The organism is Pseudomonas sp. Sample_22, assembly GCF_004307635.1.
GTDB lineage: Bacteria > Pseudomonadota > Gammaproteobacteria > Pseudomonadales > Pseudomonadaceae > Aquipseudomonas.
Map to the genome: position 1 here is coordinate 44,493 of NZ_RCNY01000076.1, position 13,370 is coordinate 57,862.

11 protein-coding genes are annotated in these 13,370 nt (G+C 58.3%); 6 read left to right on the forward strand and 5 right to left on the reverse strand.

From position 1 onward, the window contains the following. The first annotated feature begins 35 nt into the window (after positions 1-35). From dnaN to gyrB, 3 genes are read left to right on the forward strand one after another with little or no spacing between them, the layout of a single operon-like run. Positions 36-1,139 (forward strand): DNA polymerase III subunit beta, encoded by a 1,104-nt coding sequence (dnaN, locus tag D8U73_RS19575; RefSeq protein WP_056854258.1) that lies wholly within the window; start codon positions 36-38, stop codon positions 1,137-1,139. Positions 1,140-1,159: 20 nt separating this feature from the next. Beyond that, the gene (gene recF, locus D8U73_RS19580; protein ID WP_056854257.1) at positions 1,160-2,263 is read left to right on the forward strand and encodes a DNA replication/repair protein RecF; all 1,104 of its coding nucleotides are present in this window, start codon (positions 1,160-1,162) and stop codon (positions 2,261-2,263) included. A 5-nt stretch (positions 2,264-2,268) separates the two neighbouring features. After that, a complete protein-coding gene (gene gyrB / locus D8U73_RS19585; protein WP_056854376.1) occupies positions 2,269-4,686 on the forward strand; it encodes a DNA topoisomerase (ATP-hydrolyzing) subunit B in 2,418 nt (805 codons plus the stop codon). A 61-nt stretch (positions 4,687-4,747) separates the two neighbouring features. Here gyrB and D8U73_RS19590 read toward each other — a convergent pair whose 3' ends face one another. Beyond that, positions 4,748-5,464: a response regulator transcription factor gene (locus D8U73_RS19590; protein WP_056854256.1), complete on the reverse strand. Its 717-nt coding sequence runs from the start codon at positions 5,462-5,464 to the stop codon at positions 4,748-4,750. 132 nt (positions 5,465-5,596) lie between these two features. Between D8U73_RS19590 and D8U73_RS19595 the strand changes: the two genes are divergently transcribed. Next, complete coding sequence (locus D8U73_RS19595) at positions 5,597-7,129, forward strand: HAMP domain-containing sensor histidine kinase (RefSeq protein ID WP_130905479.1); 1,533 nt, start codon at positions 5,597-5,599, stop codon at positions 7,127-7,129. A gap of 183 nt (positions 7,130-7,312) precedes the next feature. Here the strand turns inward: D8U73_RS19595 and D8U73_RS19600 are convergent, their stop codons facing one another. The 4 genes from D8U73_RS19600 to glyQ all read right to left on the reverse strand — a co-directional run bounded on the left by D8U73_RS19600 (position 7,313) and on the right by glyQ (position 11,725). Beyond that, entirely contained in the window at positions 7,313-8,092 is a 780-nt protein-coding gene (locus tag D8U73_RS19600; RefSeq protein WP_056854254.1) for a lysophospholipid acyltransferase family protein, read from the reverse strand. An 84-nt stretch (positions 8,093-8,176) separates the two neighbouring features. Beyond that, on the reverse strand, positions 8,177-8,716 hold the full coding sequence (gene gmhB / locus D8U73_RS19605) for a D-glycero-beta-D-manno-heptose 1,7-bisphosphate 7-phosphatase (RefSeq protein ID WP_177336575.1): 540 nt from the start codon (positions 8,714-8,716) through the stop codon (positions 8,177-8,179). 4 nt (positions 8,717-8,720) lie between these two features. Then, positions 8,721-10,775, reverse strand: coding sequence for a glycine--tRNA ligase subunit beta (gene glyS, locus D8U73_RS19610; protein WP_130905480.1), 2,055 nt, complete (start codon positions 10,773-10,775; stop codon positions 8,721-8,723). Next, complete coding sequence (gene glyQ, locus D8U73_RS19615; protein WP_003213601.1) at positions 10,772-11,725, reverse strand: glycine--tRNA ligase subunit alpha; 954 nt, start codon at positions 11,723-11,725, stop codon at positions 10,772-10,774. The genes glyS and glyQ overlap by 4 nt, the downstream gene beginning before the upstream one ends. An 81-nt stretch (positions 11,726-11,806) precedes the next feature. Here glyQ and tag point away from each other — a divergent pair, with 81 nt between their 5' ends. After that, entirely contained in the window at positions 11,807-12,364 is a 558-nt protein-coding gene (gene tag, locus D8U73_RS19620) for a DNA-3-methyladenine glycosylase I (RefSeq protein WP_056854251.1), read from the forward strand. A gap of 40 nt (positions 12,365-12,404) precedes the next feature. Beyond that, entirely contained in the window at positions 12,405-13,292 is an 888-nt protein-coding gene (locus D8U73_RS19625; RefSeq protein WP_056854250.1) for a lysophospholipid acyltransferase, read from the forward strand. The last annotated feature ends 78 nt before the right edge of the window (positions 13,293-13,370 follow it).

Genomic DNA, 13,370 nt, shown 5'->3' on the forward strand with positions numbered 1-13,370 from the left:
ACACCAGCGCAGCTATTAAGGCAAGGGACTAGACCATGCATTTCACCATTCAACGCGAAGCCCTGTTGAAACCCCTGCAACTGGTCGCAGGCGTTGTCGAGCGCCGACAGACCTTGCCGGTGCTTTCCAACGTGCTGCTGGTTGTCGAAGGCCAGCAACTGTCGCTGACCGGTACCGACCTGGAAGTCGAGCTGGTCGGTCGTGTGCAACTCGAAGAGCCTGCTGAAACCGGCTCCATCACTGTGCCTGCGCGCAAACTGATGGATATCTGCAAAAGCCTGCCAAACGACGCGCTGATCGACATCAAGGTCGACGAACAGAAGCTCGTGGTGAAGGCCGGGCGCAGCCGCTTTACGCTGTCGACCCTGCCGGCCAACGATTTCCCGACTGTCGAGGAAGGCCCTGGCTCGCTGACCTGCAGCCTGGAGCAAAGCAAACTGCGCCGCCTGATTGAGCGCACCAGTTTCGCCATGGCTCAACAGGACGTGCGTTATTACCTTAATGGCATGCTGCTGGAGGTTTCGGCCGGCATCATTCGCGCCGTGGCTACCGATGGTCACCGTCTGGCGATGTGCTCGATGCAGGCCGATATCGGTCAACCGGACCGTCACCAGGTTATCGTGCCGCGCAAAGGTATCCTTGAGCTCGCACGTTTGCTGACCGAGCCGGACGGTATCGTCAGCATCGTCCTGGGCCAGCACCACATTCGCGCCACCACCGGCGAGTTCACGTTCACCTCGAAACTGGTCGACGGTAAATTCCCGGATTACGAACGTGTATTGCCCAAGGGCGGCGACAAGGTGGTGCTCGGTGACCGTCAGGCACTGCGTGAAGCTTTCAGCCGCACGGCGATTCTGTCCAACGAAAAGTACCGCGGTATCCGTCTGCAACTGGCCAACGGTCAGCTGAAAATCCAGGCGAACAATCCGGAGCAGGAAGAAGCGGAAGAAGAGGTTGGCGTTGAGTACAACGGTGGCTCCCTGGAAATCGGCTTCAACGTTAGCTATCTGCTCGACGTACTGGGCGTGATGACCACCGAGCAGGTTCGTTTGATCCTGTCTGACTCCAACAGCAGTGCGCTGGTACAAGAGTCTGACAACGACGATTCGGCTTACGTCGTCATGCCGATGCGTCTGTAATCATGTTCAGCAGAAGCTAGATGTCCTTAAGTCGCGTCTCGGTCACCGCGGTGCGCAATTTGCACCCGGTGACCTTCTCCCCCTCCCCCCGAATCAATATTCTTTACGGCGCCAACGGCAGCGGCAAAACCAGTGTGCTGGAAGCCATTCACCTGCTGGGGCTTGCGCGTTCGTTTCGCAGTACCCGGCTGCTGCCGGTTATTCAGTATGAGCAATTGGCGTGCACTGTCTTCGGACAGGTCGAACTTGCCGAGGGCGGGCAGAGCGCCTTGGGCATCTCGCGGGATCGTCAGGGTGAATTCCAGATCCGCATCGATGGGCAGAACGCGCGCAGTGCCGCGCAGTTGGCCGAAATCCTGCCCTTGCAGCTGATCAACCCGGACAGTTTTCGCTTGCTTGAAGGGGCGCCGAAGATTCGTCGGCAGTTTCTCGATTGGGGTGTGTTCCACGTGGAACCCCGATTCATGTCGACATGGCAACGCTTGCAGAAGGCGCTGCGCCAGAGAAACTCCTGGCTGCGGCATGGTACACTTGACGCCGTTTCGCAAGCGGTTTGGGACAGGGAACTGTGTCAGGCCAGTGCTGAAATCGATGAATACCGCCGCGCCTACATCAAAGCCTTGAAACCAGTCTTTGAACAGACCTTGAGTGAACTGGTTGAGCTTGAGGGCTTAACGCTCAGCTATTACCGAGGTTGGGATAAGGACCGTGAGCTGAGCACTGTGCTCGCCGGATCTCTGCAACGGGACCAGCAAATCGGTCATACCCAGGCCGGACCACAACGTGCTGATTTGCGTCTCAGATTGGGCGCACATAATGCCGCAGATATCTTGTCTCGTGGACAGCAGAAGTTGGTGGTCTGTGCCTTGCGGATTGCTCAAGGGCACTTGGTGAGCCAGGCACGACGCGGTCAGTGTATTTATCTGGTGGATGACTTGCCGTCCGAACTGGACGAGCAGCATCGCCGTGCGCTTTGCCGCTTGTTGGAAGACTTACGCTGCCAGGTGTTCATCACCTGTGTAGATCACGAATTATTGAGGGAAGGCTGGCAGACGGAAACGCCAGTCGCTCTGTTCCACGTGGAACAGGGCCGTATCACCCAGACCCACGACCATCGGGAGTGAAGGCATTGAGCGAAGAAAATACGTACGACTCAACGAGCATTAAAGTGCTGAAAGGCCTGGATGCCGTACGCAAACGTCCCGGTATGTACATTGGCGACACCGACGATGGTAGCGGCCTGCACCACATGGTGTTCGAGGTGGTCGACAACTCGATCGACGAAGCGCTCGCCGGCCACTGCGACGACATCAGCATCATTATCCACCCGGATGAATCCATCACCGTTCGCGACAACGGCCGTGGTATTCCGGTAGACGTGCACAAAGAAGAAGGCGTTTCCGCAGCCGAGGTCATCATGACCGTGCTGCACGCCGGCGGTAAGTTTGACGACAACTCCTACAAAGTATCCGGCGGCTTGCACGGTGTAGGTGTGTCCGTGGTAAACGCACTGTCTGAACAGCTGGTCCTGACCGTGCGCCGCAGTGGCAAGATCTGGGAACAGACTTACGTTCACGGCGTTCCGCAAGAACCGATGAAGATCGTCGGCGACAGCGAGACCACCGGCACCCAGATTCATTTCAAGGCTTCCAGCGAAACCTTCAAGAACATCCACTTCAGCTGGGACATCCTGGCCAAGCGGATCCGTGAACTGTCCTTCCTCAACTCCGGTGTCGGTATCGTCCTCAAGGATGAGCGCAGCGGCAAGGAAGAGCTGTTCAAGTATGAAGGTGGACTGCGCGCGTTCGTTGAATACCTGAACACCAACAAGACCCCGGTCAACCAGGTGTTCCACTTCAACATCCAGCGTGAAGACGGCATCGGCGTTGAAATCGCCTTGCAGTGGAACGACAGCTTTAACGAAAACCTGTTGTGCTTCACCAACAACATTCCGCAGCGTGATGGCGGCACTCACCTGGTGGGTTTCCGTTCCGCACTGACGCGTAACCTGAACACCTACATTGAAGCAGAAGGCCTGGCGAAGAAGCACAAAGTCGCCACAACCGGTGATGACGCCCGGGAAGGTCTGACCGCGATCATTTCGGTGAAGGTGCCGGATCCGAAGTTCAGTTCCCAGACCAAAGACAAGCTGGTGTCTTCCGAAGTGAAGACTGCGGTCGAACAGGAAATGGGCAAGTACTTCTCGGACTTCCTCCTGGAAAACCCGAACGAAGCCAAACTGGTTGTCGGCAAGATGATCGACGCCGCCCGTGCCCGTGAAGCGGCGCGCAAGGCTCGTGAGATGACCCGTCGCAAAGGTGCGCTGGACATCGCCGGCCTGCCGGGCAAACTGGCGGACTGCCAGGAAAAAGACCCTGCCCTTTCCGAACTGTACCTCGTGGAAGGTGACTCTGCTGGCGGCTCGGCCAAGCAGGGACGTAACCGCAAGACCCAGGCCATTCTGCCCCTCAAGGGCAAGATCCTGAACGTCGAGAAAGCCCGTTTCGACAAGATGATCTCTTCCCAGGAAGTAGGCACCTTGATCACCGCGCTCGGCTGCGGCATCGGTCGCGAAGAGTACAACATCGACAAGCTGCGTTATCACAACATCATCATCATGACCGATGCTGACGTCGACGGTTCGCACATCCGTACCCTGCTGTTGACGTTCTTCTTCCGTCAGCTGCCGGAGCTGATCGAGCGTGGCTACATCTACATCGCCCAGCCACCGCTGTACAAAGTGAAGAAAGGCAAGCAAGAGCAATACATCAAAGACGACGACGCCATGGAAGAGTACATGACGCAGTCGGCCCTGGAAGATGCGAGCCTGCACCTGAACGAAGAGGCCCCGGGTATCTCCGGTGAAGCCCTTGAGCGTCTGGTGAATGACTTCCGTTTGGTAATGAAGACCCTCAAGCGTTTGTCGCGCCTGTATCCGCAGGAGCTGACCGAGCACTTCATCTACCTGCCCGCGGTGAGTCTGGAGCAACTGTCCGATCACGCAGCGATGCAGGATTGGCTGGCTCAGTACGAAGTGCGTCTGCGCACCGTCGAGAAGTCGGGCCTGGTGTACAAGGCCAGCCTGCGTGAGGACCGTGAACGTAACGTCTGGCTGCCAGAGGTCGAACTGATCTCTCACGGCCTGTCGAATTACGTCACCTTCAACCGCGACTTCTTCGGAAGCAACGACTACAAAACCGTTGTCTCCCTCGGTGCTCAGCTGAGCACGCTGCTGGACGACGGCGCGTACATCCAGCGTGGCGAACGCAAGAAGCAGGTCACCGAGTTCAAGGAAGCCCTTGAATGGCTGATGGCCGAAAGTACCAAGCGCCACACCATCCAGCGATACAAGGGGCTGGGGGAGATGAACCCGGATCAGCTGTGGGAAACCACCATGGATCCAGGCTCGCGCCGCATGCTGAAAGTGACCATCGAAGACGCCATTGGCGCGGACCAGATCTTCAACACCCTGATGGGTGATGCGGTCGAACCCCGTCGTGACTTCATCGAAAGCAACGCCCTGGCGGTTTCCAACCTGGACTTCTGATCCCGGTCGGCGCCAACAAAAAGGCCAACGCATTGCGTTGGCCTTTTTTATTATTCGCGATTCACTCACTCGCCGGCGAAACACTCTCCAGTCGATAGCCATACCCGTAAATCGTCAGCAACTGCCAGCCACGATCAGCCGTCAGGCCAAGTTTGTTGCGCAGGCGATAGATGTGCGTATCCAGAGGGCGCGATGAGGACATTTCTTCATGGGGCCAAAAGCGTTCGTAAAGGTAGTCCCGCGACAGCGGTCGCCCCAGGTTGCTGAACAGGCAGTGCGCCAGACGGTATTCGCGCTCGGTCATGACGATCGGTTTGCCATCACGCGTGACGGTCAGTTCTGCATCATCGAACACCAGATCATTGAAGCTCAAGCCGTCCGTGGCTGCTCGTTGCTGGCTGTGTCGACGCAGAACCGCGCCTACCCGGGCTTTCAGTTCATTGGGACGAAACGGTTTGCTGAGGTAATCGTCGGCACCGGCATTCAGGGCCTGGACGATATCGTTCTCTGCGTCACGACTGGTAAGCATGATGGCGGCCGGTGGTGTTTCCATGTGTTCACGAGTCCAGCGCAGCACCATCAAGCCGGTGATATCGGGTAATTGCCAGTCGAGGATCAGCAGGTCAAAGGTTTCTCGGCGTAGTTGTCGCACCAGGTCTTCACCGCGTTCGAAGCTGTGGAGTGACCAGGGTTGCTCGCCGCCGTCCGCCACCTGCTCCAGGGTTTGTTCGACCCGGCGCAGTTCGGCTGGCTCATCGTCCAATATCGCGACACGCATAGGCGGTGGTTCCTTGTCAGGGGCAGTTGAAGTTCGGGGTCCGCCGTGTGTCGACGTCCGCTATGATTCTTGGGTCTACGTTGTCAGATCGGAGATCTATGAAACCATTCACCCCGCCCTGCCCTTTTTCCCATGAATAGCCCTCGTCTTCTGGAAAGCCGTGAGCCAAGCCAGGTTGAGCGATTATTTCGGCAATTGGTGCGCGAGTGGTTGTGGGTCAGTCTAGTGCTCCTGCCGCTGACTGCACTGTTGTCCTATCGCCTGCAGATTAATCTGAACGATTCATCACCGGCCCTAAGCGCGCTTCTGTCAGTGTGCCTGGTGGCCTGTGTTCTCGCTCTGTTGCTGTGGCGCCCGCGCCTGGCGCTCTGGCTGACGTTGATTGGCATGCTCAGTACGCTGCTGACCAGCGCCGGTCTCGCGGAGTTGAGCAAATGGTGGTCCCCGACCCCCGCGCTGCTGAGCATGCTACTGGCGTATTTGATCTGGAACTGGCGGCGGCTCAGCGTGGTGTTGAGGTATTTTGGTTGGGAGCTGGCGCGACTGGACAGCGAACCCAAAGTATTTCCGGAACGCCGCCGCACACAGTTTCCGAGCGGTGATCGCTTGCAGAAGCAAGTGATGGCGCTTGAACAAGCCATGAGCCGGACCCGCGATACCCACCGTTTCATCGCTGATGGACTGGAATATTTGCCTGTAGCCACGTTGATCAGTGACCCTAACGGGCAAATATTGCTCGGTAACCGCAAAGCCCGCGATCTATTTGGCGGCAGTTTGGTGGGGGAAGGAGTCATTGAACAGCTGGTACAGCTCGGTTACCCCGGGGTGAACCATGGCCCGGCCTCGCAATTATCCACACTGCCGATGTTGGAGTTCCGTGACGTCAGAGAACGCAGCTTGCGTTTGGAACGCGCTGCTTTATTACCGACAGACGTCGAAACGCCCGTCGGTTGGCTCTGGAGCTTGACTGACCTGAGTATTGAGCGCGAAGCGCAAGAGCAACGGACTGTCATGTTGCGTTTTCTGTCCCACGATTTGCGCGCGCCTCACTCGGCCATTCTTGCGCTGCTGGATGTGCATCGTCATCAGGTAGGCGGCGACACGCAACTGTTCGATCAGATTGAGCTTCAGGTGCGTCGCGCCCTGGATCTGACGGACGGATTCGTTCAATTGGCCAGGGCTGAGTCCGATGCCTATCACTTCCAGCCCAGTTTGTTTGCCATGCTGGTGCTGGATGTGTTCGATCAGGCATTGCCCCTTGCGCAACAGAAACAGATCCAGCTAGTGCACCAGGTCGAGGATGCCGCTCAGGAAAGTCTGCTCATGGCGGATCAGGCTTTGTTGACTCGGGCGCTGTTCAATCTCTTGGAGAATGCGATCAAATACAGTGCAGCGGGAACGCGAGTCAGTTTGCGGGTCAGGCACAGCGGCGACTGGTTGACCTGTGAACTCGTCGATCAGGGCAAAGGTATTGCCGCCAGGGAGTTGCCCGAACTATTCAGTCAATATCGGCGTTTCTCTTCTGCCCAGGGTACCGACGGCGTGGGGTTGGGGTTGTCGATGGTAAAGGCGGTGGTGGATCGACATGGGGGGCGAATCGAATGCTCCAGCGTGGTTGGCGAAGGCACCTGTTTCCGGCTTGATTTCCCCTTGTTGGAAGAGTGAATACCATGGGATTTCCCGGGTATAAAAAAACCGGCTATATCAGCCGGTTTTTTTGCGTCCGCAAAATACTTATGCACGGTTTGATGATTTTTATCATTTTATAAAATATGTAATGAAATCAAAAAGTTACTTAATATTCGGTAGGCGTTTGAGAAAAACGGTACACAGCTTATCCACAGAATTTCAGACAGCGACCGAGTCCGTGGAAACCGGTGCATTTGGCGCCGGCGGAAGTGAGCCCATTTCCCTTTGCATTTGCTCGTTCCAGGCCTGCACCCGATCGTTTAAATCAGCAATGGCGCGTGGCCCGCTGCCTTCGGCATACATTGGTTCGCCGATGATCACGGTAATCACGCCGGGCTTCTTCGCCCAACCGGCTTTCGGCCAGAACTTGCCGGCATTGTGCGCAATCGGCAGCACCGGCAGGTCGGCGTTGACCGCCAACGCAGTCCCGCCCCGGGAGAACTTGCCGATGGTGCCGTAGGGAACGCGTGTGCCTTCAGGGAAGATCAGTACCCAGACGTTGTCCTTGAGCAGTTCGTCGCCCTTCTTGGCCACGTGCTTGAGGGCGGCTTTCGGGTTGTCGCGGTCGATGGCGATCGGACGCAACATGGCCATGGCCCAACCGAAAAATGGCACATAGAGCAGTTCACGCTTGAGTACCTGGCTCAGTGGCGAGAAATAAGCGGAGAGAAAAAACGTCTCCCAAGTGCTCTGGTGATTCGATTGAATTACGCAGGGACGATCCGGCACGTTGTGTGCGCCCTTCACTTCGTAACGAATGCCCAGGAATACCTTGCTCAACCACAAGGCGCAGCGGCACCAATAAACGTTGATGAAGCGATAACGCGCCTTGAACGGCAAAAAGGGCGCGATAAAAAAACTCAGGCTGCACCACAGCAGAGAGCTGGTGCCCAGCAGCAGGTAAAAGAGAAAGGTTCTGATGGCCTGCAATATCGACATGGTGACGTTTACCGTTGCGGGCAATACCCGCCTGTATAAATCGCACTCCTGACCAATCCTTTATCAGGAAATATCAGAAGCACTCTAATTGTGGATAAGTTCTGCGGCAATCGCCGCCAGATCGTCAAAAATCAATGTGCCTACCGGAAGGGTCAAGCCCTGCGTCTTTGCGCCTTTCCCGGTCTTTACCAAAACTGGCTGTGAATCGACGGCTTTGGCGGCTTCCAGGTCACCGAGACTATCGCCGACGAACCAGAGATTGGTCAGCGATACGTTGTAATGTGCGGCGATGCTTTTGAGCATCCCGGGTTTTGGCTTGCGGCAATCGCAGCCTTCGTCCGGCCCGTGCGGGCAGTAGACGATCAGGCCGACTTCACCGCCCTGCTCCGCCACCAGCGAGCGCAAGCGCTCGTGCATGGCATCCAGGGTGGCGATGTCGTAATAGCCGCGAGCGATGCCGGACTGGTTGGTAGCAACCGCTACCGTCCAGCCGGCCTTGCTCAACTGCGCAATGGCTTCGATCGAACCGGGAAGTGGAATCCACTCCTGCACCGACTTGATGTAAGCGTCGGAGTCGTAATTGATCACTCCGTCGCGATCGAGAATCAGCAGTTTCAACAGCAGCCCCTCAGCCCAGCAGCGAAATATCGGCAACGCCGAGGAACAAGCCGCGCAGGCGCGCCAGCAATGCGTAACGGTTGGCGCGCACGTTGGCGTCGTCAGCGTTGACCATCACGGCTTCGAAGAACGCATCCACCGGCTCACGCAACGCCGCCAGACGTGCCAGTGATTCGCTGTACTGACGGGCCGCAGCCATCGGCTGGACAGCCTGGTCTGCCTGCTGGATCGCCGAGTACAGGGAGAACTCGTTGGCGTTGTCGAAGTACTTGGCCTCCACCACGGTAGGAACGGAGCCTTCGACCTTGCTCAGCAAGTTCGACACACGCTTGTTCACCGCCGCCAGGGCCGCGGCTTCCGGCAATTGACGGAAGGCTTGCACGGCTTGCACACGCTGATCGAAGTCCAGGGCCGAACCCGGCTTCAGGGCACGTACCGACAGATAGGTTGCGACATCGACGCCTTCGTCTTCGTAACGTGCACGCAGGCGATCGAAGATGAACTCCAGCACCGAATCGTTCAGACCGGCAGCCTTGACCTTGGCACCGAACGCGGTCACGGCGAAAGCCACGGCGTCGTTCAGGTCCAGATCGAGTTTTTTCTCGATCAGGATACGCAGCACGCCCAGCGCAGCACGGCGCAGTGCGTACGGGTCTTTGCTGCCTGTTGGCAGCATGCCGATACCGAAAATGCCCACCAGCGTGTCGAGCTTGTCGGCAATTGCCACGGCCGCACCGGTCAGTGTGGACGGCAATTCAGCGCCGGCACCGCGCGGCATGTATTGCTCGTTCAGCGCCAGTGCGACGTCTTGCGGCTCGCCGTCGTTGAGGGCGTAGTAGTAACCGGCGACACCTTGCATCTCCGGGAACTCGCCGACCATTTCGGTAGCAAGGTCACACTTCGACAGCAGGCCTGCACGGGCAGCCCAGGAGGCGTTGCCGCCAATGCGAGCTGCGATGTAAGCGGCGAGTTTGGAAACACGTTCGGCCTTGTCATAGACGCTGCCGAGCTTTTCCTGGAACACCACGTTCTGCAGGCGCAGGTTGAAGTCTTCGAGTTTCTGCTTCTTGTCTTGCTTGAAGAAGAACTCGGCGTCGGTCAGGCGTGGGCGAACCACTTTCTCGTTACCGGCGATGATCTGCTGCGGATCCTTGCTTTCGATGTTGGCCACGGTAATGAAACGAGGCAGCAACTTGCCGTCGGCATCCAGCAGGCAGAAGTACTTCTGGTTGTCCTGCATGGTGGTGATCAGCGCTTCTTGCGGCACATCGAGGAAGCGCTCTTCGAACGAGCACACCAGCGGCACCGGCCATTCGACCAGCGCAGTCACTTCGTCGAGCAGGGCTGGCGGAACGATTGCCGTGCCTTCCTGACGGGTGGCCAGCTCTTCGGTGCGCTTGCTGATGATCTCGCGACGCTCGTTGGCGTCGGCCAGCACGAAGGCGGCACGCAGGTCGGCCAGGTAGCTGGACGGCGAACCGATGCGCACGCTTTGCGGGTGATGGAAGCGGTGACCGCGAGAGTCGCGACCGGCCTTCTGGGCGAGGATGGTGCAATCGATGACCTGGTCACCGAGCAGCATCACCAGCCATTGGGTCGGACGAACGAATTCTTCCTTGCGCGCGCCCCAACGCATGCGTTTCGGGATCGGCAGGTCGTTCAGGGAATCTTCGACGATGGTCGGCAGCAGGCTCGCGGTCGGCTTGCCGGCGATGCTTTGGCTGTAACGCAGTTTCGGGCCGCTCTGATCGATTTCGCTCAGGTCGACGCCACACTTCTTGGCAAAACCCAGTGCTGCCTGAGTCGGGTTGCCTTCGGCATCGAATGCGGCCTGACGTGGCGGGCCATCGAGGTTGATGCTGCGATCCGGCTGCTGGGTGGCCAGCGAGGTGATCAGCACCGCCAGGCGACGTGGCGCGGCGTAAACGGTTTTGGTCTCGTAGTTCAGGCCGGCAGCTTGCAAGCCCTTGTCGATACCGGCGAGGAACGCCTCGGCCAAGGTGTTCAGGGCCTTGGGTGGCAGTTCTTCGGTGCCCAGTTCAACCAGAAAATCCAGAGCACTCATTGTGCAGCCTCCAGCTTGGCCAGTACTTCGTCACGCAGGTCCGGGGTCGCCATCGGGAAGCCCAGCTTGGCGCGAGCCAGCAGGTAGGCTTGCGCAACGGAACGCGCCAGGGTGCGCACACGCAGAATGTATTGCTGACGCGCGGTCACCGAGATGGCCCGGCGCGCATCCAGCAGGTTGAAGGTATGGGAAGCCTTCAACACCATTTCGTAGCTCGGCAACGGCAGCGGCTGGTCGAGCTCGATCAGGCGCTTGGCTTCGCTTTCGTAGAAATCGAACAGCTCGAACAGCTTCTCGACGTTGGCGTGTTCGAAGTTGTAGGTCGACTGTTCCACTTCGTTCTGGTGGAACACGTCGCCGTAGGTCACCTTGCCGAACGGACCGTCAGCCCAGACCAGGTCATAGACCGAGTCCACGCCTTGCAGGTACATGGCCAGACGTTCGAGACCGTAGGTGATCTCGCCGGTCACCGGGTAGCATTCGATGCCGCCCGCTTGCTGGAAGTAAGTGAACTGGGTCACTTCCATGCCGTTGAGCCAGACTTCCCAGCCCAGACCCCAGGCGCCGAGGGTCGGCGATTCCCAGTTGTCTTCAACGAAACGGATGTCGTGGACCAGCGGGTCCAGGCCGACGTGCTTGAGGGAGCCCAGGTACAGTTCCTGGAAGTTGTCCGGGTTCGGCTTCAGGACCACCTGGAACTGGTAGTAGTGCTGCAGACGGTTCGGGTTTTCGCCGTAGCGGCCGTCAGTCGGGCGACGGCTTGGCTGTACGTAGGCGGCGTTCCAGGTTTCCGGGCCAATGGCGCGCAGGAATGTTGCGGTGTGGAAAGTGCCGGCGCCTACTTCCATATCGTAGGGCTGAAGTACCACACAACCTTGCTCGGCCCAGTATTGCTGGAGGGCGAGGATCAAGTCTTGGAAGGTACGCACGGCTGGCGTAGGCTGGCTCACGAAATTCACCTGTTTCTTGGGCTGCGATTTAAAGAGCGGGAGTATACCCGATTCATTGCTGCGCACGCCCCCTGGAGCCTTATGCCACGCTGCTTTTGGTGTTCCGAAGATCCGCTGTACATGGCTTATCACGATCAGGAGTGGGGCACGCCGCTACGCGATGCGCAGGGTTTGTTCGAGTTGCTTTTGCTCGAAGGGTTCCAGGCCGGCCTTTCCTGGATCACCGTGCTGCGCAAACGCGAGCATTACCGACAGGTGATGTTCGGTTTTGACGTGCAGCGCGTGGCGCAGATGAGCGACGCGGAAATCGATGAATTGATGCTCGATCCGGGGATCATTCGCAATCGCCTCAAACTCAATGCGGCCCGGCGCAACGCCCAGGCCTGGCTGGCGCTGGAGGACCCGGTGGAGTTTCTCTGGTCCTTTGTCGGAGGCAAGCCCGTGATCAACCATTTCAGGGATCGCAGTGAAGTCCCCGCCGTGACGCCGACCGCCGTGGAAATGAGCAAAGGCCTGAAAAAAGCCGGTTTCACCTTTGTCGGGCCGACCATTTGCTACGCCTTGATGCAGGCCAGCGGCATGGTCATGGACCACACCAAGGATTGCGATCGTTACGCGATGCTGGCGAACGGCGGTTAGAATGACCGCCTCGCGCACAGCACAAAATCAGGAGTGACCTGTGGATAAGTTTAAAGGCGCCTTGCTGGTAGGCGCTCTGCGGCTGTTTGCCCTGCTCCCGTGGCGGGCCGTGCAGGCCGTGGGCTCGGCGATCGGCTGGGTCATGTGGAAAACCCCGAACCGCTCCCGCGATGTCGTACGGATCAACCTCGCCAAGTGCTTTCCGGACATGGACCCCGCCGAACGTGAGCGGCTGGTCGGCCAAAGCCTGAAAGACATCGGCAAATCCCTGACTGAAAGCGCCTGCGCCTGGATCTGGCCGGCCCAGCGCTCGATCGATCTGGTGCGCGAGGTAGAAGGGCTGGATGTTTTGAAGGACGCATTGGCGTCGGGCAAGGGCGTGGTTGGCATCACCAGCCATCTGGGTAACTGGGAAGTGCTCAACCACTTCTATTGCAGCCAGTGCAAGCCGATCATTTTCTATCGGCCGCCAAAATTGAAGGCGGTGGACGAATTGCTGCAAAAGCAGCGAGTGCAATTGGGCAACAAGGTTGCCGCTTCGACCAAGGAAGGCATCCTCAGCGTCATCAAGGAAGTGCGCAAAGGTGGTGCGGTGGGCATTCCGGCTGACCCGGAACCGGCCGAATCCGCCGGGATCTTCGTGCCGTTCTTCGCCACCCAGGCGCTGACCAGCAAGTTTGTACCGAACATGCTCGCAGGCGGCAAAGCGGTCGGCGTTTTCCTGCATGCGCTGCGGCTGCCGGATGGTTCGGGTTACAAAGTGATCCTCGAAGCTGCGCCGGAGGCCATGTACAGCACCGACACCGCAGAGTCCTGCGCGGCCATGAGCCAGGTCGTCGAGCGCTATGTGCGGGCTTATCCGAGCCAGTACATGTGGAGCATGAAGCGCTTCAAGAAGCGCCCACCAGGTGAAGCGCGCTGGTACTGACGCAGTTGGCACAATCTGTGGACAACCTGTAGATACTCTGTTCACGGTCAAGCTTTCGCGAGATGTTTTTCGCTAAAA

Coding starts and splice junctions, on each gene's coding strand:
- dnaN (WP_056854258.1), top strand. CDS start 36: ATGCATTTCACCATTCAACGCGAAGCCCTGTTGAAACCCCTGCAACTG.
- recF (WP_056854257.1), top strand. CDS start 1,160: ATGTCCTTAAGTCGCGTCTCGGTCACCGCGGTGCGCAATTTGCACCCG.
- D8U73_RS19590 (WP_056854256.1), bottom strand. CDS start 5,464: ATGCGTGTCGCGATATTGGACGATGAGCCAGCCGAACTGCGCCGGGTC.
- D8U73_RS19595 (WP_130905479.1), top strand. CDS start 5,597: ATGAATAGCCCTCGTCTTCTGGAAAGCCGTGAGCCAAGCCAGGTTGAG.
- D8U73_RS19600 (WP_056854254.1), bottom strand. CDS start 8,092: ATGTCGATATTGCAGGCCATCAGAACCTTTCTCTTTTACCTGCTGCTG.
- glyS (WP_130905480.1), bottom strand. CDS start 10,775: ATGAGTGCTCTGGATTTTCTGGTTGAACTGGGCACCGAAGAACTGCCA.
- tag (WP_056854251.1), top strand. CDS start 11,807: ATGCCACGCTGCTTTTGGTGTTCCGAAGATCCGCTGTACATGGCTTAT.